At 70.1% G+C, this 22,748-nt stretch carries 22 protein-coding genes; 12 read left to right on the forward strand and 10 right to left on the reverse strand.

The features are described 5' to 3' along the window. The first annotated feature begins 19 nt into the window (after positions 1–19). A complete protein-coding gene (holA, locus tag ASD66_RS23725) occupies positions 20–1,012 on the forward strand; it encodes a DNA polymerase III subunit delta (RefSeq protein WP_056892495.1) in 993 nt (330 codons plus the stop codon). A gap of 126 nt (positions 1,013–1,138) precedes the next feature. On the opposite strand, the gene rpsT is transcribed toward holA, so the two are convergent. The 3 genes from rpsT to ASD66_RS23740 all read right to left on the reverse strand — a co-directional run bounded on the left by rpsT (position 1,139) and on the right by ASD66_RS23740 (position 3,143). Continuing rightward, on the reverse strand, positions 1,139–1,399 hold the full coding sequence (gene rpsT, locus ASD66_RS23730; RefSeq protein ID WP_056686631.1) for a 30S ribosomal protein S20: 261 nt from the start codon (positions 1,397–1,399) through the stop codon (positions 1,139–1,141). 213 nt (positions 1,400–1,612) lie between these two features. Then, positions 1,613–2,551, reverse strand: coding sequence for a hypothetical protein (locus ASD66_RS23735; protein ID WP_056892459.1), 939 nt, complete (start codon positions 2,549–2,551; stop codon positions 1,613–1,615). Between the two features lie 103 nt (positions 2,552–2,654). Beyond that, complete coding sequence (locus tag ASD66_RS23740) at positions 2,655–3,143, reverse strand: DUF4189 domain-containing protein (RefSeq protein WP_056686637.1); 489 nt, start codon at positions 3,141–3,143, stop codon at positions 2,655–2,657. 168 nt (positions 3,144–3,311) lie between these two features. Here ASD66_RS23740 and ASD66_RS23745 point away from each other — a divergent pair, with 168 nt between their 5' ends. Beyond that, positions 3,312–3,851, forward strand: a complete 540-nt coding sequence (locus ASD66_RS23745) for a GNAT family N-acetyltransferase (protein WP_056892460.1) — start codon at positions 3,312–3,314, stop codon at positions 3,849–3,851. Between the two features lie 79 nt (positions 3,852–3,930). Then, positions 3,931–5,820 (forward strand): translation elongation factor 4, encoded by a 1,890-nt coding sequence (gene lepA, locus ASD66_RS23750; RefSeq protein ID WP_056686642.1) that lies wholly within the window; start codon positions 3,931–3,933, stop codon positions 5,818–5,820. Positions 5,821–5,828: 8 nt separating this feature from the next. On the opposite strand, the gene ASD66_RS23755 is transcribed toward lepA, so the two are convergent. Next, positions 5,829–6,626 (reverse strand): hypothetical protein, encoded by a 798-nt coding sequence (locus ASD66_RS23755; RefSeq protein WP_056686645.1) that lies wholly within the window; start codon positions 6,624–6,626, stop codon positions 5,829–5,831. A 96-nt stretch (positions 6,627–6,722) separates the two neighbouring features. Between ASD66_RS23755 and ASD66_RS23760 the strand changes: the two genes are divergently transcribed. The 5 genes from ASD66_RS23760 to hemW all read left to right on the forward strand — a co-directional run bounded on the left by ASD66_RS23760 (position 6,723) and on the right by hemW (position 12,797). After that, the gene (locus ASD66_RS23760) at positions 6,723–7,661 is read left to right on the forward strand and encodes an aminoglycoside phosphotransferase family protein (RefSeq protein ID WP_235530253.1); all 939 of its coding nucleotides are present in this window, start codon (positions 6,723–6,725) and stop codon (positions 7,659–7,661) included. Positions 7,662–7,686: 25 nt separating this feature from the next. Continuing rightward, complete coding sequence (locus tag ASD66_RS23765; protein ID WP_056892462.1) at positions 7,687–8,436, forward strand: SDR family oxidoreductase; 750 nt, start codon at positions 7,687–7,689, stop codon at positions 8,434–8,436. A gap of 185 nt (positions 8,437–8,621) precedes the next feature. Continuing rightward, the gene (locus ASD66_RS23770) at positions 8,622–10,442 is read left to right on the forward strand and encodes an AMP-dependent synthetase/ligase (protein ID WP_056892463.1); all 1,821 of its coding nucleotides are present in this window, start codon (positions 8,622–8,624) and stop codon (positions 10,440–10,442) included. A gap of 123 nt (positions 10,443–10,565) precedes the next feature. Next, positions 10,566–11,480, forward strand: a complete 915-nt coding sequence (locus tag ASD66_RS23775; RefSeq protein ID WP_056892464.1) for an intradiol ring-cleavage dioxygenase — start codon at positions 10,566–10,568, stop codon at positions 11,478–11,480. Positions 11,481–11,504: 24 nt separating this feature from the next. Then, entirely contained in the window at positions 11,505–12,797 is a 1,293-nt protein-coding gene (gene hemW, locus ASD66_RS23780) for a radical SAM family heme chaperone HemW (RefSeq protein WP_082599707.1), read from the forward strand. 106 nt (positions 12,798–12,903) lie between these two features. On the opposite strand, the gene ASD66_RS23785 is transcribed toward hemW, so the two are convergent. The 3 genes from ASD66_RS23785 to ASD66_RS23795 all read right to left on the reverse strand — a co-directional run bounded on the left by ASD66_RS23785 (position 12,904) and on the right by ASD66_RS23795 (position 15,447). After that, positions 12,904–13,758, reverse strand: a complete 855-nt coding sequence (locus ASD66_RS23785) for a DUF3097 domain-containing protein (protein WP_056892466.1) — start codon at positions 13,756–13,758, stop codon at positions 12,904–12,906. Between the two features lie 19 nt (positions 13,759–13,777). Beyond that, positions 13,778–14,599 (reverse strand): MBL fold metallo-hydrolase, encoded by an 822-nt coding sequence (locus tag ASD66_RS23790; RefSeq protein ID WP_056892467.1) that lies wholly within the window; start codon positions 14,597–14,599, stop codon positions 13,778–13,780. Between the two features lie 146 nt (positions 14,600–14,745). Further along, on the reverse strand, positions 14,746–15,447 hold the full coding sequence (locus ASD66_RS23795) for a hypothetical protein (protein ID WP_056892468.1): 702 nt from the start codon (positions 15,445–15,447) through the stop codon (positions 14,746–14,748). Between the two features lie 149 nt (positions 15,448–15,596). Between ASD66_RS23795 and hrcA the strand changes: the two genes are divergently transcribed. The 4 genes from hrcA to ASD66_RS23815 all read left to right on the forward strand — a co-directional run bounded on the left by hrcA (position 15,597) and on the right by ASD66_RS23815 (position 19,944). Continuing rightward, positions 15,597–16,619: a heat-inducible transcriptional repressor HrcA gene (gene hrcA / locus ASD66_RS23800; protein ID WP_056892469.1), complete on the forward strand. Its 1,023-nt coding sequence runs from the start codon at positions 15,597–15,599 to the stop codon at positions 16,617–16,619. Between the two features lie 37 nt (positions 16,620–16,656). Beyond that, complete coding sequence (gene dnaJ / locus ASD66_RS23805) at positions 16,657–17,832, forward strand: molecular chaperone DnaJ (RefSeq protein ID WP_056686678.1); 1,176 nt, start codon at positions 16,657–16,659, stop codon at positions 17,830–17,832. Continuing rightward, positions 17,832–18,572 (forward strand): 16S rRNA (uracil(1498)-N(3))-methyltransferase, encoded by a 741-nt coding sequence (locus tag ASD66_RS23810; RefSeq protein WP_056892470.1) that lies wholly within the window; start codon positions 17,832–17,834, stop codon positions 18,570–18,572. Before dnaJ ends, ASD66_RS23810 begins: the two co-directional genes overlap by 1 nt. 79 nt (positions 18,573–18,651) lie before the next feature. Further along, positions 18,652–19,944, forward strand: coding sequence for a cytochrome P450 (locus ASD66_RS23815; protein WP_056892471.1), 1,293 nt, complete (start codon positions 18,652–18,654; stop codon positions 19,942–19,944). Here the strand turns inward: ASD66_RS23815 and ASD66_RS23820 are convergent. Genes ASD66_RS23820 through ASD66_RS23830 form a run of 3 tightly spaced genes read right to left on the reverse strand, consistent with a single transcriptional unit; the run spans position 19,930 to position 22,663 of the window. Further along, positions 19,930–20,973 carry a winged helix DNA-binding domain-containing protein gene (locus ASD66_RS23820; RefSeq protein WP_056892472.1) on the reverse strand — a complete coding sequence of 348 codons (1,044 nt, stop codon included), beginning with the start codon at positions 20,971–20,973 and terminating at the stop codon, positions 19,930–19,932. The two genes, ASD66_RS23815 and ASD66_RS23820, sit on opposite strands and share 15 nt — an antisense overlap. A 17-nt stretch (positions 20,974–20,990) precedes the next feature. Then, positions 20,991–22,094: a Gmad2 immunoglobulin-like domain-containing protein gene (locus tag ASD66_RS23825; RefSeq protein WP_056686690.1), complete on the reverse strand. Its 1,104-nt coding sequence runs from the start codon at positions 22,092–22,094 to the stop codon at positions 20,991–20,993. Then, entirely contained in the window at positions 22,091–22,663 is a 573-nt protein-coding gene (locus ASD66_RS23830; protein ID WP_056686693.1) for a SigE family RNA polymerase sigma factor, read from the reverse strand. The genes ASD66_RS23825 and ASD66_RS23830 overlap by 4 nt, the downstream gene beginning before the upstream one ends. Between the last annotated feature and the right edge of the window lie 85 nt (positions 22,664–22,748).

Below are 22,748 nucleotides of genomic sequence, written 5' to 3' on the forward strand. Positions count from 1 at the left end.
GTGGCAGGCTTGGCGCACCATGGCAGAACCACGCGCAGCAGACGTCCTCGGCCGAGTCACGCTGGTGACCGGCAGCGAAGAGTTCCTCAACGAACGCACGGTCGTCGGAGTGCGCGCCGCCGTCCGAAAGCACGACGCGGAGGCCGAGTTCTCCGAGGCCCAGGGCAATGACCTCACCCTCGCCACGCTGGGGGAGTTGGCGGCGCCGTCGCTGTTCTCCACGACCCGGTGCGTGGTCGTGCGGGGGCTGGAGAACCTGCCCGACGAGTCGGTGGCCGGGCTGCTCGACTACTGCGCGGCCCCGGCCGAGGACATCGCGTTGGTGCTGGTGCACGGCGGTGGGCAGAAGGGGAGCGGCGTGCTCACCAAGCTGCGCAAGGTCGGCGCCGTCAACGAGGTGAAGTCGCAGGCGGTCAAGGGCGTCGAGTTCACCCGCTTCGTGGTCTCGGAGGTGCGCGGGCACGGCTCGCGCCTCGACGACGACGCCGCCGACTTCCTCGTCCAGGCCATCGGCCAGGACCTGCGCTCGCTGGCCGCTGCGGCCCACCAGCTCGTCAACGACTACCCGGGGGAGGCGCTGACCGTCGAACGGGTCAAGCGCTACTTCGGTGGCCGCGCCGAGGCGAAGTCGTTCGCCGTCGCCGACCACGCGTTCTTCGGGCGTCGGGCGCCTGCTCTCGAGGAGCTGCGCTGGGCTCTCGACGGGGGCACGCCTCCGGTGCTGATCACGTCCGCCTTCGCCGGTGGTGTGCGGGGCCTGGCCCGCTACGTCTCCGCGCCGCGGGGCATGCGTGAGGCCGACCTGGCCCGTGAGGTCGGCGTACCGCCCTGGAAGCTGCGCACGCTGCGCGACCAGTCACGCTCATGGACCCCCGATGGTCTCGGCTCGGCGATCCGCGCGATTGCCCAGGCCGACGCCGACATCAAGGGCGCGGCCCACGATGCGGCCTACACCCTCGAACGACTCGTGCTCACGGTCGCCGGTCTGCGCGAGCAGCGTCCCGGCCGCTGACCTTGCTCGCGACCCGTCGTGAGTTCGCGAACTGGCGACGGGTCGGTTCGAGTTCACGACGGGTCGGCATGCAAAAAGGCGCCGGACCCCTGACGGGGACGGCGCCTGGTTGCGGCAAGGGCTACCTCAGAGCGAGGCGGCCTTCTTGCTGATGGCCGACTTGCGGTTCGCGGCCTGGTTCTTGTGGATGACGCCCTTGGAGGCGGCCTTGTCGAGCTTCTTGTTCGCGTCGACGGCGGCGGCCGCGGCGGCGTCCTTGTCGCCCGACTCCGCGAGCTCGCGGAACTTGCGCACGGCCGACTTCAGACCGGTCTTGACCGACTTGTTGCGCTCGCGCGCAAGCTCGTTCTGACGGTTGCGCTTGATCTGGGACTTGATGTTCGCCACGTTTGCTGCGCTTTCACTTGGTTCGGACTGGGATATGAGGTCTTGGGTGGGCCGGTGAGTAAAGCCCGTTGGACCAGCGGGAAATCCGGTCCGTGGCGTGTCAGCGAAGAGGGCGCCAGACATGCAAGGAGAAACTCTATCAGCGGCCCCGGAACGCCCCAAATCCGTCGTTCGGGTCGAACTGGCGACAGGTCGATGCGAACTGGCGACGGGTCACCAGTTGCGGCGTTCGGAGAGCCAGGACCACACGGCGGCCCCCTGCCAGGCCTGGGAGGCGCGCATGTGCGGCGAGTTGGACGGCACCGGGTCGTCGGCGGACTTCAGGAAGTGCCCGGCGAGCAGGGCCAGGGCGCTGTCGACGTGTGCGGGTGGCACGTCGCGGGTCAGCCGGCGAGAGGCCAGGACAGCCTCGACGTCGAGGCCGTCGCCGCGGGGACCGATCAGGGCAGACAGCGTGTCGAACCATGGCGCCCCGAGGACCGGCCAGTTCCAGTCGCAGATCCACAGGGCGCCGTCGGGGCCGAGCAGGGTGTTGTCGTCGCGGATGTCGGTGTGCTGCACCGCGCCGCCACGCAGGGCCTCGGCGAACCCGGCGGCCAGGTCGGCCGCCTCGTCGGCATGGGCCAGGCTCGGGTGCCGTTCCCGGATCACGTCCCAGTACGCCGGCAGGTCGGCGAGGTCCTCCTCGATCAGGTCCAGAGCCAGGTCGGCCGGCGCCTCGACGTCGGCGACCGCCTCCAGTGCGTCGAGGAGCCGGTCGAGGTCAGGTCGCTGCCAGGGGCGCGCCGGCAGGTGCGCGTCGACGTACTCGAACCCGAGCACCACCCAGTCGTCGTCGTGCGACCACAGGAGACGGGGTGCGGGCACGAGTTCCTGGAGGATGCCCAGCTTGCGCGCCTCCTCGCGGTAGGAGAGCGCGAACATCCTCTGCGCCTTCACCGAGGCGGCCTTCACGAAGTGCTGGGTGCCGTCCTCGCACGTCAGCACCGAGGCGAAGCCGGGGGCGAACCCGCCCCCTTGGGAGTCGGCCCGGACGACGGGGGAGCCGCAGTGCTCCTCGACCAGCGCGCGGATGTGCGGCGGGAGGAACTGCCACTCGAGCCGGCGCGCGGTCGTGCCGCTGGCTGGACGGGCCGGGAGGGTGCTGGTCATGCGGGATGGTCTCCTGGGGGTCTTGTCTGCGCCACGACGGCGGACACGAGGACGCCGGCCGGCACCCGGAGGTGCGGACCGGCGTCCACATGAGGGTGTCGGATCAGCGGGTGGTGCACACCCACGTCAGGAGCCGCGAGTTGTAGCCGGCGCGGGCCTTGGCGGTCCGGATGGTGCGGGCCTTCGAGTAGTAGCGAGCGTAGCCCCAGTGCAGCGTGCCGTCGGCGCGGCGCTTGTAGGCGTAGGCGCCGCACTGGTTCACGATCACCATCCTGACCACGCACTTGTACGGGTAGTTGGAGTGCGCGCGGCACCGGCGGATCGCGGAGATGCGCGCGTTGCGCTTGGTGGCGTAGTCGTACGACGTGCCCCAGGCGTAGTCGCCGTCCGATATGGCGATCGCCCCCCAGTTGTAGCGTCGCGCGGCCAGTCGGGCCGGAGCGGCAGTCGTGCTTGCGGCGGGGCCGGCTGCGACCGTGGCCGCCGGCGCCGCGGTGGCCGCGGTGGCGCCGGTGCTCAGTGCGGCCATGACGCCGACGGTCATGAGGAGGGCGGCGAGCAGGACACCTGCTCGGGTGATCAGCTTGCTCATGGGAGCAGTCCCTTTCTGGATGGTTGATGCGGTGACGCCCCGCCCCTACCCGCACGACGTCGTCCGAAACGGTTCGGCGACGGTTGACTCGCGGATGAACGGCTCGACCCGCCTTCCCGGACATAATTGCGATGCGCGACGGCCCCTCCACGTGATGTCGTGTGAGGCATGCCGGAACTCGTCAGCCCCACGTCCCGTGTCATGGCCTCGTTCCTCGAGGCGATGGACGAGTACGTCGCCGAGGGCGCCCGCGACACCCAGACCGCCGGCTGGATCGAGAAGTACTCCGCCACGTGGCACAGCGCCGAGGGCTTCGCAGCCTTCGTCGACCAGCTCGCCGCCGAGGAGGTCGACCGGTCCCGCCTGCCCGAGCGTTGGGTACTGACCTCCACCCGGTGGTACGTCGACGGCGAGACCTACCTCGGGCGGATCGCGCTGCGCCAGGAACTCAACGACTTCCTGGCGGACATAGGCGGCCACATCGGGTACGACGTACGCCCCTCGGCCCGGCGACGCGGACACGCGACGGCGATGCTGCGAGGGATGCTGCCCCTGGCCCACGGCTTCGGCATCGACCCGGCCCTGGTCACCTGCGACGACGACAACGTCGGCTCGATCCGGGCCATCGAGGCCTCCGGCGGGGCGCTCGAGTCGCTCCGTGGCGACAAGCGACGCTACTGGGTGCCCACCGCCGGCCAGAGCCACTGATCTGTCGGTTCGGCGCTGGCCCGGGGTCATGGGACAATGACGAGCCGCACGTCGTACTCCGCACCACAGCCCAGAGAGCATGCCGCCGTTGACCTCGCAAGCGCCGAAGCCCGGCCACACCGATCCCGCGATCATCAGGAACTTCTGCATCATCGCGCACATCGACCACGGCAAGTCGACCCTTGCCGACCGGATGCTCCAGCTCACCGGAGTCGTCGATGCGCGGGCTGCCCGGGCTCAGTACCTCGACCGCATGGACATCGAACGCGAGCGCGGCATCACGATCAAGTCGCAGGCGGTCCGGATGCCATGGACCGTCACGCAGGAAGCAGCCGCGAGTCACGGCATCGACTCGGGGCCGGGCGACTATGTGCTCAACATGATCGACACTCCCGGCCACGTCGACTTCACCTATGAGGTCTCGCGCTCGCTCGAGGCATGTGAGGCGGCCGTCCTCCTGGTCGACGCTGCCCAGGGCATCGAGGCGCAGACCCTGGCGAACCTCTACCTGGCCATGGGCGCGGACCTCCACATCATCCCGGTGCTCAACAAGATCGACCTGCCCGGCGCCAACGTCGAGAAGTACGCCGCCGAGCTTGCCGGGCTGGTGGGCTGCGACGTGTCCGACGTACTCCTCACCTCCGCGAAGACCGGCGTCGGAGTCGAGGCATTGCTCAACGAGATCGTCAAGCAGACCCCCGCGCCCGTCGGCGACGCCGATGCGCCTGCGCGGGCACTGATCTTCGACTCCGTCTACGACACCTACCGCGGCGTGGTGACCTACGTCCGCGTCGTCGACGGCAAGCTCTCCCACCGCGACCGCATCAAGATGATGTCGAACGGCGTCGTGCACGAAATGCTCGAGGTCGGCGTGATCAGCCCCGAGCCGGTGAAGGGGAGCGAGATCGGGGTCGGCGAGGTCGGCTACCTCATCACCGGCGTGAAGGACGTGCGCCAGTCGCGGGTCGGTGACACCGTCACCAGTCAGCACCACGGAGCCACCGAGGCCCTCGGTGGCTACAAGCATCCGAATCCGATGGTCTATGCCGGGCTCTACCCCATTGACGGCGACGAGTACCCCAATCTGCGCGATGCGCTGGAGCGCCTGCAGCTCAACGACGCCGCGCTCGCCTATGAGCCGGAGACCTCCGGTGCCCTCGGCTTCGGCTTCCGCTGCGGCTTCCTCGGCCTGCTGCACATGGAGATCGTCCGTGAGCGGCTCGAGCGCGAGTTCAACCTCGACCTGATCTCCACCACGCCCAACGTGATCTACACCGTCACGATGGAAGACGGCACGGTCATCGAGTGCACCAACCCCAGCGAGTACCCTGACGGCAAGGTCGCCGAGGTGCGTGAGCCGGTCGTGCGCGCGACGATCCTGACGCCGTCCGACTACATCGGCACGATCATGGAGCTCTGTCAGGCCAAGCGCGGTCAGCTCGGCGGCATGGACTACCTCTCCGAGGACCGCGTCGAGATGCGCTACACCTTGCCGATGGGCGAGATCGTCTTCGACTTCTTCGACCAGCTGAAGTCGCGCACCAAGGGCTATGCCTCGCTCGACTACGAACGCTCGGGTGACCAGGCCGCCGACCTGGTCAAGGTCGACATCCTGCTGCAGGGCGAGCCCGTCGACGCGTTCTCCGCGATCGTGCACCGCGATGCGGCGTACAACTACGGCGTGATGCTGGCCGGCAAGCTGAAGGAACTGATTCCCAGGCAGCAGTTCGAGGTGCCGATCCAGGCCGCCATCGGTGCCCGGGTGATCGCCCGCGAGAACATCCGCGCGATCCGCAAGGACGTGCTCGCCAAGTGCTACGGCGGCGACATCAGCCGCAAGCGCAAGCTTCTGGAGAAGCAGAAGGAAGGCAAGAAGCGGATGAAGATGGTCGGCCGGGTCGAGGTGCCGCAGGAGGCGTTCGTCGCCGCCCTCTCGACCACGCAGCCCACGGAGAAGTCCAAGAAGTAGCAGCAGGGTCAGCCGCGCCGGAACCAGCCGCGCTTCCTGGCCGGCTCCGCGACGGTCGGCCCGGTCGACGCTCCTCCGGGGACCAGGTCGAGCACGTCCAGGCCCTGGCCCACGACGTCGGTTCCCGGCTGCAGGCTGAAGCGGGTGCCGGCGAGCTCCAGCTGCTCGCCCGCGCCCAGGGCCCGTCGCTCCCGCACCCGAGCTCCGAGTGCCTCGGTGAGTGCGGTGAAGGCGTCGGCCGGGCCTCCCGGCCAGTTGGTGGCCTGCACCTCGGGCCAGCCGAAGGCACCGAGGCCCCGGGTGAAGGCAGTCGCCGCACCGGCGCTGCCCTGCATCGCGTGCACCCGGAACCAGGTGCGCTCGGGCTGACCCTCGGCCACGTCGTGGACGTACATCACATCGGTGTTCACGATCATCTGGCGCGGCAACCAGACCGCTTTCGCATCGGTGTCGTCCAGCAGGTAGGCGACCAGATTGCTGACCAGGTCCGAGCTGGTCCAGGGATCGTCGGTCGGGGCCGTGATGGTGGCGTACGCACGGTGAGCGGCGACGGCGGGCTCCAGGGTGGCGCGCAGTGGACTCGTGGACAGGTCGGCCAGCAGGTCCCGGTCGGTGATCGGAGCACCCACGACACCGAGGGTGAGCTCGCACCCGTTGACCCGGGATGCCAGCGCGGGAACCGGCGGCACACCCTCGAGGGCGGCTGCCAGCTCCGGGGAGACCACCCCGAAGACCTCCGCCATGGTGGCCGGCACTGCGGGGAGCAGGATGACAGCGTCGGGTCGGGTCGGGTCCTGCAGGTTCATGTCGTCTGCTTCCGGGAGGTCAGTGGGTGCGGGGAGACTATCCAGTTCCGGGTCGCGCAAACCACGGGTCACACGGGCACTCCTAGGCTGGCCCACGTGAACAGTGACGTCGTGGAGATCCCCTCCGGACTGCGCGCGCAGGCCCGGCTGGGCGACGCGTGGGCCGACTGGCTGGATGCTCTGCCCAGACTGGCCGCCGAGGTGCTGGCCGAGTGGGACCTGACGCTCGACGGTGCGTCGATGCACGGCTTCTGCTCCCTGGTCCTGCCGGTGCGCACCGTGTCGGGGCTGCCCGCGGTGCTCAAGCTGCACACGGACGCCGACGCCGAGGAGTCCGACCACGAGCACCTGGCCCTGCAGCACTGGCACGGTCATGGAGCGGTGACGCTGCTGCGCGCCGATCCGCGGCGCCGGGCGATGCTCCTCGAACGGCTGCATCCCGAGGACCTCACCGACCTCTGGGACCTGGAGGCCTGCGAGGTGGTGGCCGGCCTCTACCGGCGGATCCACCTGCCGGCACTCCCACAGCTGCGCTCGCTGACCTCGTTCGTCGGCCGGTGGAACGACGACCTGTCGCGGCTGCCGCGCAACGCCCCGATCCCGCGGCGGCTCGTCGAGCAGGCCACGGCGCTGGGGAAGTCCTTCGTCGACGACCCTGCCAGCACCGGCACGCTGATCCACGGCGACCTCCACTACGAGAACGTCCTGGCCGGCGATCGTCAGCCCTGGTTGGTGATCGACCCGAAGCCGATGAGTGGCGACCCGCACTACGAGGTCGCTCCGATGTTGTGGAACAGGTGGGACGAGATGGTCGCGGGCGGTGACCTGCGCGACGCCGTACGCCGGCGCTTCCACACGCTGGTCGACCACGCGGAGCTCGACGAGGAGCGCACTCGCGACTGGGTCGTCGTACGCATGGTGCACAACGCGATGTGGGCGGTGCAGGACGCCGAGCGTGCCGGCGGCCCGCTCACCGCTGGGGACCGGGAGTGGATCACCCAGTGCGTCACGCTCGCCAAGGCGGTCCAGGACTGACGCGGACGACTGGTTGACTGGCTCCATGACACGACCGGTCACCCTCGTCACCGGCGGCACGCGCGGGATCGGTGCCGCCACGGCCCTGCGACTCGCGGCCGACGGCCATGACCTGGTGCTGGGCCATGCCCGCGACGAGGTCGCCGCGTCGGAGACTGCGGCGGCCGTGCGCGAAGCGGGTGCCTCCTGCACAGTGGTGCGCGGCGACCTCACCACCGATGACGGCATCGATGCCTTGTTCGCGGCCGCCACGTCCGGGGCCGGTCCGCTGACCGGCGTGGTCAACAACGCCGGGGCGACCCTGCACATCGCGCCACTCGCCGAGACCCCCGTCGACGTCGTACGTCGCAGCATCGAGCTCAACCTGACCGCCGCGATCCTCGTGGCCCGAGCGGCCGTGCGCGCCCTCGGCCGTTCGTACGGCGGGGCAGGAGGCGTGCTGGTCAACATCGGCTCCGGCGCGGCGACCCTCGGCGCGCCAGGGGAGTACGTCCACTACGCGTCCGCCAAGGCGGGCATCGACGCGCTGACGGTCGGCCTGGCGCAGGAGGTGGCCGCCGACGGGGTGCGGGTCGTGGCGGTGGCTCCCGGCCTCGTCGACACCCGCATCCATGCGGACGCGGGTGATCCCGGCCGGCTCGAGCGGGTGGGAGGGAGTGTGCCGTTGGGCCGGGCTGGAACACCCGACGAGATAGCCGAGGCCGTGGCCTGGCTGCTCTCCGACGCCGCGTCCTACGTCACCGGCACGACCCTGCGGGTCGCCGGTGGTCGCTGACCGCGCCGGTGCAGCCGGCCGTCCGTGCGGGGCACTGCCTGATTCATGGGCTTTTGCGCCCATTGTGCGACTGGTGGGCGGGATCGCGTGCGCGAGGTGCCTCGGTGATCTAGGTTACTGGTACGTACACGAGGGTGGGTCGTGTCAGACGACCGCGCCCGCACAGCCGAACCATCAGGAGTGAGATGCCGATCAACTACGACGCATCGTTCGTCGAGACGATGCCCCGCAACGTTGCGGTGCAGTTCCTCGACAGGGTGGAGAAGTCGTCGGCCAGTGAGGCATACCGCTTCCCGGTCGGCGACAACTGGGAGTCCGTCACCTGGCAGCAGGTGGGCGACCGCGTGTCCCGTCTCGCGGCAGGCCTGATGGCACTGGGCATCGAGCCCGAACAACGCGTCGGTATCGCCGCAGGCACCCGCTACGAGTGGATCCTCGCCGATCTCGCCGTGATGTGCGCTGGTGCCGCCACGACGACGGTCTACCCGTCGACGAACGCGGCCGACACGGCCTACATCCTCAGCGACTCGGAGTCGCGCGTGGTCTTCGCCGAGGACGACGACCAGGTCGCCAAGCTGGTCGAGCACCGCGCGGAACTGCCCCACCTGGCCAAGGTGGTCACGTTCGACGGCACCGCCGACGGCGACTGGGTGATCGACCTGGCCGAGCTCGAGCGAATCGGCGCAGAGTTCCTCGAGGCCAACCCCGCAGCGGTGACCGACCACGCCGCGGCCATCGACCCCGAGCAGCTCGCCACCCTGATCTACACCTCCGGCACGACGGGCCGGCCCAAGGGCGTCCGCCTGCGCCACCGGGCCTGGGTCTACGAGGGTGAGGCGATCGCCTCCCAGGACATCCTCCACGAGGACGACCTGCAGTTCCTGTGGCTGCCGATGGCCCACTCGTTCGGCAAGGTGCTGCTCTCGACCCAGCTGGCCTGCGGCTTCCCGACCGCGGTCGACGGCCGGGTCGACAAGATCATCGACAACCTGGCGATCGTGAAGCCGACCTTCATGGGTGCCGCCCCGCGCATCTTCGAGAAGGCCTACTCGCGCATCGTCACCATGCAGGCTGCCGAGGGTGGCGCCAAGGAGAAGCTGTTCAAGAAGGCGTTCGCGGTGGGCCTCGAGGTCGACCGGCTCAAGCGCGAGGGCAAGTCGGTCCCGTTGACCCTCAAGCTCCAGCACGGGCTGTTCGACAAGCTGGTGTTCAGCAAGGTCCGTGACCGGTTCGGTGGCCGGGTCCGGTTCTTCATCTCCGGCTCCGCGGCGCTGAACCGTGAGGTCGCCGAGTGGTTCCACGCCGCGGGCATCACGGTGCTCGAGGGCTACGGCATGACCGAGAACGCGGCCGGCGCCACGGTCAACCACCCCGACCAGTACAAGTTCGGCTCGGTGGGCGCGCCGTTCCCGGGCAGCGAGGTGAAGATCGCCGAGGACGGCGAGGTGCTGCTGCGCGGCCCCCACGTCATGGAGGGCTATCACAACCTCCCGGAGGCCACCGCCGAGGCGCTCACCGAGGACGGCTGGCTGCACACCGGTGACATCGGGGAGCTCGACGACGACGGCTTCCTCAAGATCACCGACCGCAAGAAGGACCTCTTCAAGACCTCCGGCGGCAAGTACATCGCGCCGTCGGCGATCGAGTCGCAGTTCAAGGCGATCTGCCCCTACGCCAGCCAGTTCCTGGTGATCGGCAACGAGCGCAACTTCGTCTCCGCCCTGGTCACCCTCGACCCCGACCAGATGACCGACTGGGCCGCCCAGAACGGCAAGGAGGGGGCCTCCTACACCGAGGTCGTCACCAGCCCCGAGGCCAAGGAGATGGTCAGCGGGTACGTCGACGAGCTCAACGGCCGCCTCAACCGCTGGGAGACGATCAAGAAGTTCAAGATCCTCGACCACGACCTGAGCATCGAGTCCGGCGAGCTGACGCCGTCGATGAAGGTCAAGCGCAAGGTCGTGGAGGACAACAACAAGGAGCTCATCGCGTCCTTCTACGGCTGAGCCTGGGGCTCTGTGCTCCGGCACTGGCAACGCACAGCAGGCACACAGGTCGACCGGCTCTGATGGGTGTCGGCGGAGAGATCCGCCGACACCCATTCGGCATTTCCTGGAGGCGGTACGACGATGAACCCGGTGCACGACGACGGCGAGCGCGACGGCCATGACCATGCCCACGACGAGGGCCTGTCGCAGGACCTCGGTCGCATCGTCGAGAGCGGAAGGCGGCCGATGGCGCGGCGCGGTGTACTCGCCCTCTTCGGCGCAGTGGGCGCCGCGGGTCTGGTGGCCTGCGCCGAGGGGTCGGACAAGACCGTGGTCAGTGGCACGGAGTCCGCGGCGCAGGGCGGGCCGCCGGCAGGCGGGGCGCCACCGGCCGGTGGCGGTGCGGACTCAGGCGTCGACGTCGCCGAGGGGGAGATCCCCGAGGAGACCAACGGCCCCTACCCGGCCGACGGCACCAACGGCGTCAACGTGCTCACCGAGAGCGGCGTGGTCCGCAGCGACATCACCAGCAGCTTCGGCAGTGCCTCCGGTGTCGCCGCCGGCGTACCGCTGACCCTCAAGCTGAAGGTCTACGACCTCGACGGCGAGAAGATCTCGGCGCTGGCCGGCGCGGCCGTCTACGTGTGGCACTGCGACCGCGACGGCAACTACTCGCTCTACTCCGAGGCCGTCTCCGAAGAGAACTACCTGCGCGGTGTCCAGGCGGCCGACGAGTCGGGCAACGTCACGTTCACCACCATCTTCCCGGCCGCCTACATGGGCAGGTGGCCGCACGTCCACTTCGAGATCTACCCATCCCTCGACGACGCCACGAGTGCGTCGAACCGCCTGCGCACCTCGCAGCTCGCCTTCCCCGAGGACGTCTGCGACGAGGTCTACGCGAACGCGGACGGCTACGGGACGAGCGCTTCGAACATGGAGCAGACGCCTCTCGACCAGGACAACGTGTTCTCCGACGGCCACTCGTTGCAGATGGCCAAGGTCACCGGCTCGATCGAGAAGGGGTATGTGGCCACGCTGAATGTCCCGGTTTGAGCCACCCGGTGATTGGATGGGCGGGTGCCCTCAGCCCTGCCTCCCGGAGACCCGGCTCCCGCCGACGGCCGGCTCCCGGAATCGGCGCTGGCCGGGGCCGCCGACCGCCCGTTCGGCGTCTACGTCCACGTGCCGTTCTGCACGGTGCGTTGTGGCTACTGCGACTTCAACACCTACACCGCGACCGAGCTGGGTGAGGGCGTCACGCGTGCGACGTACGCCGAGTCGGCGATCGCCGAGATCCGCCAGGCGCGCACCGTGCTCGGCGACGTCGACCGTCGCGTCGACACGATCTTCTTCGGCGGCGGTACGCCGACGCTGCTGCCTCCGGCCGACCTGACCGCCATCGTCGCGTCGATCTCCGCCGAGTTCGGTCTGGCCGACGACGTCGAGGTCACGACGGAGGCGAACCCGGACAGCGTGGCCCTGTGGGACCTCGAGGCCCTGCGTCACGGCGGGTTCAACCGGCTGTCGTTCGGCATGCAGTCGGCGGTGCCACATGTGCTCAAGACCCTCGACCGCACCCACGACCCGTTGCGAGTCCCGGCGGTGGTCGACTGGGCCAGGCAGGCCGGCTTCGACCAGGTCAGCCTCGACCTGATCTACGGGACGCCGGGGGAGTCGGCAGCCGACTGGCAGGAGTCGCTCGACGCCGCGCTGGCGTGCCGCCCCGACCATGTGTCGGCGTACTCGCTGATCGTGGAGGAGGGCACGGCGCTGGCCCGTCGGGTGCGCCGGGGGGAGGTGCCGATGACCGATGACGACGACCACGCCGACAAGTACCTCGCCACCGACGCGGCCCTGTCGGCGGCCGGACTGGGCTGGTACGAGGTCTCGAACTGGTCGACCGGCGTCGACACGCGATGCCGGCACAACATGCTCTATTGGCAGGGGGCGGACTGGTGGGGCGTCGGCCCCGGCGCGCACTCCCACGTCGGCGGGGTTCGCTGGTGGAACGTCAAGCACCCGGCGGCGTACGCCGAGCGCATCTCCCGAGGAGTCAGCCCCGCGCTGGCCCGGGAGGTCCTCGACGACGAGACCCGCCGGGTCGAGCGCGTGCTGCTGGAGATCCGGATCCGCGACGGACTGTCACTCGACCTGCTCGACGACCAGGCCCGCGCGCTGCTGCCCGACCTGCTCGCCCGCGGCCTCATCGAGCCGAACCCACTCGAGCCGAACCCACTCGAGCCGAACCCACTCGACCCGAACCCACTCGACCCGAACCCACACGACCAGGGCCCACTCGACCCGGGGCGCTTGGTGCTGACCCTGCAAGGCCGGCTGCTGGCCGACGCCGTCGTCCGCGACCTCATCTGACCAACCGTGCATTCTTGATGCGCGAACCGTGGATTCTTGCGCCTCGAACCCGCAGTCCTTGACGTCCGAACCTGCAGTCCTTGCGGTCTGGCGCCAGGCAGCGACCTCAGGGAGCGGTCACGAAGTCGATCAGCTCCTCGACCCTGCCGAGCAGAGCCGGGTCGAGATCCTGGAAGCCGCGCACCCCGCCGAGGATGTGCTGCCAGGCGCGGGCGATGTCGGTCTGGTTGCGGTGCGGCCAGCCGAGCTGCTGGCAGACGCCGTACTTCCACTCGATGTTGCGCGGCACGTCGGGCCACCGGGCGATGCCCAGTCGCTCGGGCTTCACCGCCGCCCAGACATCGATGAACGGGTGGCCGACGATGAGCACGTGCTTGCCGACCGGGGACTTCGCGATCGACTGGGCGATCCGGCTCTCCTTCGAGCCGCGGACGAGGTGGTCGACGAGAACGCCGACCCGCCGGTCCGGGCCCGGCTTGAAGTCGCGGAGGTGCTCGGACAGGTCGTCGACGCCGCCCAGGAACTCCACGACCACGCCCTCGATGCGCAGGTCGTCACCCCACACCTTCTCGACCAGCTCGGCGTCGTGGCGGCCCTCGACGAAGATGCGACTGGCCCGCGCCACGCGGGCCTTCGCGCCGTGTACGGCGACCGACCCGCTCGCCGTACGCGTCGGCTTGGCGGGAGTCTTCAACCGGGTCGGCCGGGTCAGGATCACCGGCTTGCCCTCGAGCAGGAACCCGGGGCCGAGCGGGAACGTGCGGCGCTGGCTGCGGCGGTCCTCGAGCGTCACCGTGTCGATGTCGCGGTCGACGGCCACGATCTCGCCGCACCAGTCGGTGGTGATCTCCTCGACGACCAACCCGATGTCGGCCTCCACCTCGGTGGCGCGGCCGTTCTTGGGCGCGCGCCAGTCGGTGTTGAGCACGTCTGATCCGTAGCGGTCGTTGGGGGAAGACACCCTGCGAACGCTAGCCCGATCAGATCAGCGGGAGCCGCTTCGACGCGCGGGGGAGTTGCTCGTAGCCGCGAGCGACGGCGTGCCGCAGCGCTTCGTGTGGCCAGGGCCACTCGCCCTCGGCCAGCGCCTGGCTCGCGGGGATGCCGCGCCCGGCGAGGTCGCGGATCGTCTCCGCGACGACGCCGATCCCACCGCGTTGCTCGTGCACGAAGTCGAGGTCCACGACCGCCCCGTGGCCCGGTACGACGACCGTCTCGTCGGTCATCAGCGAGATGACGAGGTCCAGCGAGGTGGGCCAGTCCATGGGCCACGAGTCCTCGCCGTACGCCGGTGGCGCGGACTCCTCGAGGAGGTCGCCCGTGACCACGACGTTCACATCCGGCACGCGCACCACGATGTCGCCGGCGGTGTGGCCGCGACCGGGGTGGAGCAGCTCGACCTGTCGATCTCCCAGGTCGACCACGCGCGCGGACGAGAACGTGTCGGTGGGCACCATGACGGGGGAGGCGTCGATCTCCTCGCCCCGCTCGCCGTCGTACGCCGGCCGGTCGTCGCGGAAGCGCTCGAGTGCGGCCGCCGTCTCCTCGTGCGCATGGATCGGGAGGCCGTCGAAGAGCGAGTTGCCGAGCACGTGGTCGAAGTGCTCGTGCGTGTTGACCACGGCGACCACCTCACCGAGGCGTCGTACGGCGTCCAGGGTGCCGCGCATCTCGCGCGTCGAGGCAAGGGTGTCGACGACCACGAGGCCGGTGGTGCCACCGATCACCGTGACGTTGACGTCGAACCACTCGTGTCGCGCGACCCAGACACGATCCGCGACCTCGACCAGGGGAGTAGCCATCCGGCCAGACTAGGACGTGGCCCGCGGACGCCGTACGGCCGTGCCGCGTCACCGCAAGAACTGCAGGCTCGCGCATCAACAACTGCAGGCTCGCGACACAAGAATCCACGGTTCGCGCATCAAGAATGCACGGTTCGCGGGAAGGGTCAGCAGAGGTCGCTGTGGAGGTGGGCGCTGAGCAGGCCGGCCAGCTCCTCGGGGTTGCGGGCCGGCACCGAGAAGGCGATCTCGCGCGAGTGCGAGCCGGAGGCGTCGATCCACCGGAGGCTGACGCCCGCGGGACGCAGGTCGGCCAGGGTGACGCCGGCCAGCTGGCCCAGCGGCGTGCCCGTGGCGAGGGCGACCGCCCGAAGCAGCTCGTCCTGGTGGCACTCGTTGGCATGCTGCGCGCAGCTGTGCAGGTAGCCGCGGTTCAGGCGGTGGGCCGGGTGCCGGAACTGCGAGGTCGGCACGGTGAGGTGGCGCTCCGGATGGCCGTCGCCGGTCAGGACGAGAGAGACCATCCCGATCTCGAGCGTGACCACTCGCAGTGTGTCCTCGTGGCAGCACTCGCCCTGGACCCGCAGGGTGCCGGCCAGGACGACGTGCGAGCGGACCTCATTGTCGGCGTCGAGTCGGCCGGTGACCCGCAGCAGGGCGTTGCGGTTCTCGCCCGCAGCCCGGTCGACGGTGCAGCCGAACGGCGCGAAGAAAGTAGGCGTGCCCGCGTCGTCGTGCAGTGAGACGCCCTCGTCGAGGTCGTACTCGGCGCCCTCGACCACGAGGCTGACGCCTTCGGGGCAGGACAGGATGCTGCGGGCGTGGGCGGCCAGGCTGGCCGGGTCGGACGACGGGCTGGTGGTGGTCATGGACTCGCTCTCTACTTGAAACTTAGGGCAGCCTAACCTAATGAACATGGGGTGACCAGACCCTCACGGCACGGCTTCGGCGTTCGCGGGGCCTGCCGAGTAGCATTGGCACTCGTAAAGTCGGAGTGCCAGCATCGAGGAGGACGACCATGGTCGAGGACCGCCGCCTTGCCGTGCTCCGGGCGATCGTCGAGGACTACGTCTCGACCGAGGAGCCGGTCGGTTCGCGTGCCCTCGTGGAGCGGCACCAGCTCGGTGTCTCGCCGGCCACGGTCCGCAACGACATGGCCGCGCTCGAGGAGGAGGGGTTCATCACCCAGCCCCACACCAGCGCCGGCCGGGTGCCCACCGACAAGGGCTACCGCCTCTTCGTCGACCGACTCACCACGGTCAAGCCGATGAGCGCCGCCGAGCAGCGCGCGATCGCATCCTTCCTCGAGGGCGCGGTCGACCTCGACGATGTCGTGCAGCGCAGCGTGCGACTGCTGGCCCAGCTGACCCGCCAGGTCGCGGTCGTGCAGTACCCGACGCTGAGCCGCAGCACCGTGCGCCACGTCGAGATCGTCGCCCTGACCCCCAACCGCCTGCTGCTGGTGCTGATCCTGAGCACCGGTCGCGTCGAGCAGCGCGTGCTCGACCTCAACGGCGACCTCGGCGACGACGATCTCCAGAAGCTGCGCACCCTGGTCAACCGGGCTGCCATCGGCGAGGTCATCGCCGTCGCGGCCCTGGCCCTCGACGACGTCGTCGACCAGCTGCCGCCAGCCGGCCGGCCCGTGGCCACGGCCGTCGTCGCCGCGCTGGTCGAGGCGATGTCCGACCACCGCTCCGACGCTCGCGTCGCCGTCGGCGGTACGGCGAACCTGGCCCGCTTCGGCGACGGTTTCGACACCACCATCAGACCCCTTCTCGAGGCGCTCGAGGAGCACGTCGTGCTCCTGAAGCTCCTCGGTGAGGCCGGCGACGGCGACGCCGTGACCGTCCGCATCGGACACGAGGGCCCCTACCAGGAACTCGCCACCACCAGCGTGATCGCGACCGGCTACGGCCCGCAGGAGCAGGCCTTGGCCACCCTCGGCATCGTCGGTCCCACCCGCATGGACTACCCGGGCACCATGGCCAGCGTTCGCGCCGTGGCCCGCTACGTCTCGCGGATCCTCAACGAAGCGTGACCCACTCGATCATCACCACCACGAACCAGAAGGACTCATGAGCCAGGACCTCTACGAACTCCTCGGCGTGTCACGAGACGCGGATGCGGACGCCATCAAGAAGGCCTACCGACGGTTGGCCCGACAGCTGCACCCCGACGTCAACCCCGACCCCGAGACCCAGGAGAAGTTCAAGGAGGTCTCGCTGGCCTACGAGGTGCTCAGCGACCCCCAGAAGCGTGCGGCGTACGACCGCGGCGGCGACCCCTTCGGCGGCGGCATGGGCGCCGGCGGGTTCGGCCAGGGCGCCGGGTTCTCCTTCACCGACATCATGGACGCCTTCTTCGGTGGCCAGGGCCAGGCCGGCCAGGGCGGTCGTGGACCGCGACCACGGATGCGCCGCGGCCAGGACGCCCTGATCCGCCTCGAGATCGAGCTCGCCGAGGCGGCCTTCGGGGTCACCCGCGAGCTCAAGGTCGACACCGCCATCCAGTGCGAGGCCTGCCACGGCGACGGTGCCGCGCCGGGCAGCAAGCCGATCACCTGCGAGACCTGCCGCGGCGCGGGAGAGGTCGCCCACGTGCAGCGCTCGTTCCTGGGCGAGATCCGCACCCTGCGCCCCTGCGCGGCCTGCCGCGGCTTCGGCACGATCATCCCCGACCCCTGCCGCGAGTGTGCCGGCGACGGTCGCGTGCGCTCGCGCCGCAGCCTGACCGTGAAGATCCCGGCCGGGGTCGACGTCGGCACGCGTGTCCAGCTCAGCGGCCAGGGCGAGGTCGGCCCGGGCGGTGGCCCGGCCGGCGACCTGTTCGTCGAGATCCACGTCGCTCCCCATCCGACCTTCACCCGCCACGGCAACGACCTGCACTGCACGGTGACGGTGCCGATGACCGCGGCCGCGTTGGGTGCCTCCCTGACCCTGCCGACGCTCGAGGCAGACCTGGCCGGTGACGACTCCGATGTCGAGACCAGCTTCGCCCTCGAGATCCGGCCCGGCACCCAGTCCGGCGCCACCCAGACGCTCAGTGCACGCGGGGTTCCCGGCCTGCGCAACGTCGGCCGCGGTGACCTCATCGTGACCGTGGTGGTCGACACCCCGACCCGCCTGGACCCGCGCCAGGAGGAGCTGCTCCGCGAGCTCGCCGCCCTCCGTGGCGAGGAGACCCCCGACGGCAGCGTCCAGGCCACCCACAAGGGCGTCTTCGGTCGCCTCCGCGACGCCTTCAACCACTGATGTCGCTGCCCGTGCACCTGGTGCCCACCCTCGCGGGTGTGGCCGCAGGTGACGTGGTGGAGATCTCCGGCGACGAGGCCCACCACGCGGTCGCCGTACGCCGGCTCCGGGTCGGGGAGCACGTCGTGCTCACCGACGGTGCTGGTACGTCGGCCCGCGGAGTCGTGGCAACCACGGGCAAGCGGGTGTTCACCGTCGAGGTGGCGGAGCCGCGCCACGAGGAGCGTCAGGCCCCGTCGGTCACGGTGGTCCAGGCCCTGCCCAAGGGTGACCGCGGAGAGCTCGCAGTCGAGGTGCTCACCGAGATCGGCGTCGACGTGATCGTGCCGTGGGCAGCGTCCCGGTCGGTGGCGGTGTGGCGTGGTGACCGCGTGGCCAAGTCACACGCGAAGTGGGCGGCCACGGCACGCGAGGCGGCCAAGCAGTCCCGGCGCGCCTGGTTCCCGACGGTGGCGCCGCTGGCCACCACCGAGGACGTCGTCGCCCTGCTCGGCGAGGCCGGGGTGGCCGTCGTGCTCCACGAAGGCGCCACGGAGCCCTTGTCCGCGATCTCTGTGCAGGGGAGTGTCACCATGGTGGTGGTGGTCGGTCCCGAGGGCGGCATCAGTGACGAGGAGCTCGCTTCCTTCGAGGCCGCGGGGGTTCGCCCCGTGCGCCTGGGACGCGAGGTCCTGCGCACCTCCACCGCCGGGCTGGCCGCAGTGGCCGCGTTGTTGGCGGGCACTGACCGTTGGTCGTGACCGGAGGAGGGTTTGAATGGGGGACGCACTCGGGGAGAACCCCGATGTGAGGCAGCACGGACTCGGTGATGCTGGAGGCATGAGTGTGATGAAGCGACAGCTGCAGGGGCTGGTGCGCAAGACCCTGCTGCGTCTGATGCCGGCCCAGACCATTGACCTGTCCCGGCTCGACAAGGTGCCCGACGCACTCGGCTGGCCCCTGGCCCGCAACGGCTTCGACCCCCAGCCCCGCCTCGCCGAGACCCGCAGCGAGGCCCCTGTCCATCACCTCACCGCCCTGCTGGGGATGAACGTGTGGCTCGTCACCGGGCTCGACGAGGGCCGCGAGGTGCTGATGGATCCGACGGCGTACAGCACCGACATCCGCCCGTACGTCGGCAAGCGCGGCGCGTCCGACGGCGACATCGGCGGTCTCGGCTTCACCGATCCGCCCGACCACACGCGGCTGCGCAAGCTGATCACGCCCGAGTTCACGATGCACCGGCTCGAACGCATCCGCCCGATGGTGACCCGCATCGTCGAGCAACAGCTGGACGAGATCGCCGCGCGTGCCCGCGATGAGGAGGTCGTCGACCTCGTGCCGACCTTCGCGTTCCCCGTGCCGTTCCTGGTGATCTGCGAGCTGCTCGGGCTGCCCGACCACGACCGCGAGATCTTCCGCGGGCTGGGCAGCGCCCGGTTCGACGTCACCGAGGGTGGCTACGGCACGCTCGGTGCCATCTCGGACTCGCGGGAGTTCCTCAAGGAGGCCACCCGCCGGCAACGCGCCGAGCCCGGTCCGGGCCTGATCGGCCAGATCCTTCGCGAGCACGGCGACGAGATCAGCGACTACGACCTGGCCGGGCTCGCCGACGGGGTCTTCACCGGCGGCATGGAGACCAGTGCCGGCATGCTCGCGATGGGCACGGCCGTGCTGCTCGGCGACCGCACCACCTGGGAGCGGCTGCGCGACGACGACGAGTCGGTGAACCCGGTGGTCGAGGAACTGCTGCGCTACCTCTCGGTGGTGCAGGTGGCGTTCCCGCGGTTCGCCAAGCAGGACATGACCGTGGGAGGCAACCGGGTGCACAAGGGCGACGTGGTGCTGGTCTCGGTCCCGGGCGTCAACCGCGACCCGGTCTTCGGCGACGCGCCCGACGCGTTCGACCCGACCCGGCCGGCACACGGCCACCTGGCCTTCGGCCACGGCCTGCACCGCTGCATCGGCTCCGAGCTGGCCCGCATGGAGCTGCGGACCTCCTTCCCCGCGCTGGTGCGCCGCTTCCCGCAGATGCAGCTGGCCGACTCCGACCTCGGCTTCCGGCACAGCTCGCTGGTGTACGGCGTGGAGCGGGTGCCGGTGATCCCCGGACCGGAGTCACGAGGCAAGTAGCGCCTCGACCCGCGCGGCCTCCGCGTCGAGCTCCTGCTGCTCGGCACGGGTCAGGTCACGGAACAGCTCGAACTCGAGGGCGTCGTCGAGGACCCGCCACAGCCCCTCGAGCATGCCGTCGACGAAGACCGTGTTCGCCATCCCGCCGTTCGGTCCCATCCAGCGCTTGCGGTTGAGCGCCGTGGTCACCCGATCGCGCGCAGCGTGGGAGAGCCACACGTTGTCGTACTGTCCGAGCAGGCGCACCGGCGCCGCCGCCTCAGCGTTCACGATCGGCGCTCCCTCGACGTCGAACAGTGCCCGGCCGTTCTCCTCGGTGTGCCGCACGAGGTCGTCCATCCCGGCGACCACCGGACCGAGCCGGGTGATGCCCGACCAGGCGGTCACGTCGGCAGCGGTGGCCGGCCCGAACGCGCGCAGGTAGCGGCGGACGATCGCCGGGGGATCGGGCTCGACCAACGATCGCTCCAGCCATCGGTCCACGTACTGGTAGACGACTCCGCCCGCCTGTTGCCAGCAGCCGCGCGGAGGCAGCTGGGCCAGGGGAAGGTCCACGCGGGCCAGGTTGGTCAGGGCGGTCGGCGGCACGCCGGGGAAGCGCTCCTCCAGGCGCAGGCCGAGGTCCTTGCCTGAGAGCGGGGCGTCGGCGAGCAGCTCGGAGACGGCGGTCGCGAACTCACCGGCGTCGAGGTGCAGCGCGGCCGCGGTGTTCTGGCTGGCGGCGCGTTCGCGGTCCTGGCGCGGCTGCGTCCACTGCCGCAGCGACAGCGCGTCGTCGGGCACCAGCAGGTGCACGGTGCCGCGCATCGTCAGCAGTCGGACCAGAGCCTTCGTGGTCAGGCCGGCGCTCACGTCGTACGGGTCGAAGCCCTCCAGGCGTGCGGCCAGCGAGAGGTACGGCGGCAGGTTGGCCTGGGCCTGCAGGCCGACCAGGTGCGCGACCATCGCCGGGACCGGCATCGTCGTGCGCTCCAGCAGGTGCTGGCGGGCCAACAAGGTGCGGTTGAGGTCGCGTGGCGTGAGCTGCACGACCCCAACCTAGGCGTTCACTTGACGACGATGGTCTTCGTGTCGACGTCCGGCCCGTTGCCCTCGGCACCACCGGTGGGGTCGTCGTTCATCGCCTTGAAGGTGTACTCGCCCGGGGCCAGGCCGCTGACGTCGACCTTCACCTTCCAGGGGAACAGGCGATCCATGCCCCAGCCCTCGGCGGTGCCGAAGCCGTCCTTGACCACCTTGTCGCCCTTGAGCACCTGCCACTGGACGTTCGACTCGAAGCTGTTGTTGACGCCGGTTGCGGTGAACGACCCGGACACCTCGGCTCCCTCGACGGGCGCCGTCACGTTCATCAGCGAGAGCGTGTCGAGCACGTCGGCGTTGGCGAGGGGCTCCGAGGTGGGTACGCCGAGGACCGTGTCGCTGTGCTCGCCATCGAGCAGGATCTGGACGGGCAGTCGACCCTTGCCGACGGCGGCCTGTGCCGTGTAGACGAGCTGCTCGATCGCCAGCTGGGCGTCGCGCTCGCTCATGCCGTCGGGCCGGTCGTGCAAGGGCGTGCCACCCTCGAGAAGGGGTACGACGATCACGTCGCCCTGCATCGTCTCGGCCGTGGTGTCGACCTTGGTGCCGTCCGGCCACGGCTGGCGGTAGTCGGGATCCATCGGGGTGCCGCTGACGGCCATCCCGAGGGCGGCCTCGACATTGCTCTGCCCGGATCCCGGTCGCAGCTTGGTGAACTCGCGGAACAGCACGCTGCCCCCCGGGCCGTCACCGATGTAGTAGACCGGCACGGTGACGAGTACCGCCGGTGGGTCGGCCGGGTCGGTCTCGCCCTCGGTCGTGAAGGCCGACGGGTCCTCGACGGTGACGTCGTCGGTCGCACCATCGGTGGTGCCGGCCGACGAGCTCCCGGCCGGGCCGGGGTCGGCGGAGTCACCGTCGCCGAAGTTCCCGGCGAACGCGATCGCGGTGATGACGGCAGCGGTGGCGACGATGGCGCCACCGGCGCCGTAGATCCAGGGTCGGCGAGTGCTCATGCTGGTCACCTTCGTTCGGTTGCGGATGGACTCGAGCCCGTCTGCGGGCTCCACGTCGGAGACCGCGTCGGAGATCAGCTCCCGGAGCGGGTCGTTCTTCTCGGGGCGGTTCATGAGTGGTCCTCCAGGAGTTCTCCGAGGTGCTGGCGCAACGACTCGGCGCCACGCGACGCGTGGCTCTTCACGGCACCGCGGCTGATGCCGAGGGTGTCCGCGATCTGTGCTTCGGTGAGATCGAGGTAGTAGCGCAGCGCGATCACCTCGCGCTGGCGTCGGGGGAGTGCGGCCACAGCGTCGAGGACGCTCTCGCGCCGCGCCTGCTCGAGGGCGTGCTCGTCGGCGCCGGGGGCGAGGGGCACACCGCGGTGGCGTTCGACCTCGAGGTGCCGGTCGACCACCTTGCGGTGCCTCAGGACCGACCGCGACCGGTTCACCACGGCCTGGCGCAGGTAGGCGAGGCCCTTCTCCGGCTCGCGCAACCTGCCCCACCGCCCGTGCATCGCGACGAACGCGTCCTGGACGATCTCCTCGGCCGTGCCGGTGTCACGCACCAGCAGCACCGAGAGGCGGACCAGCGAGCGCCAGTGGGCGGCGTACAGCTGCTCGACCGCGGAGTCGGCGTCGCCGGGCCGGCCGTCGCCGGTCACTGGGCGGTCCGTCGTCGTCGGAGGTGCATGGGTCATCACGCTAGTGGCACGCGCGGGTCGCTCCGCCGGTTTACACGCCGGGGGCCCTTCATTGCTCGCGGTGCCACCTCTAGTGTGGCCT

It is taken from the genome of Nocardioides sp. Root151 (assembly GCF_001427925.1).
Taxonomy (GTDB): Bacteria; Actinomycetota; Actinomycetes; order Propionibacteriales; family Nocardioidaceae; genus Nocardioides.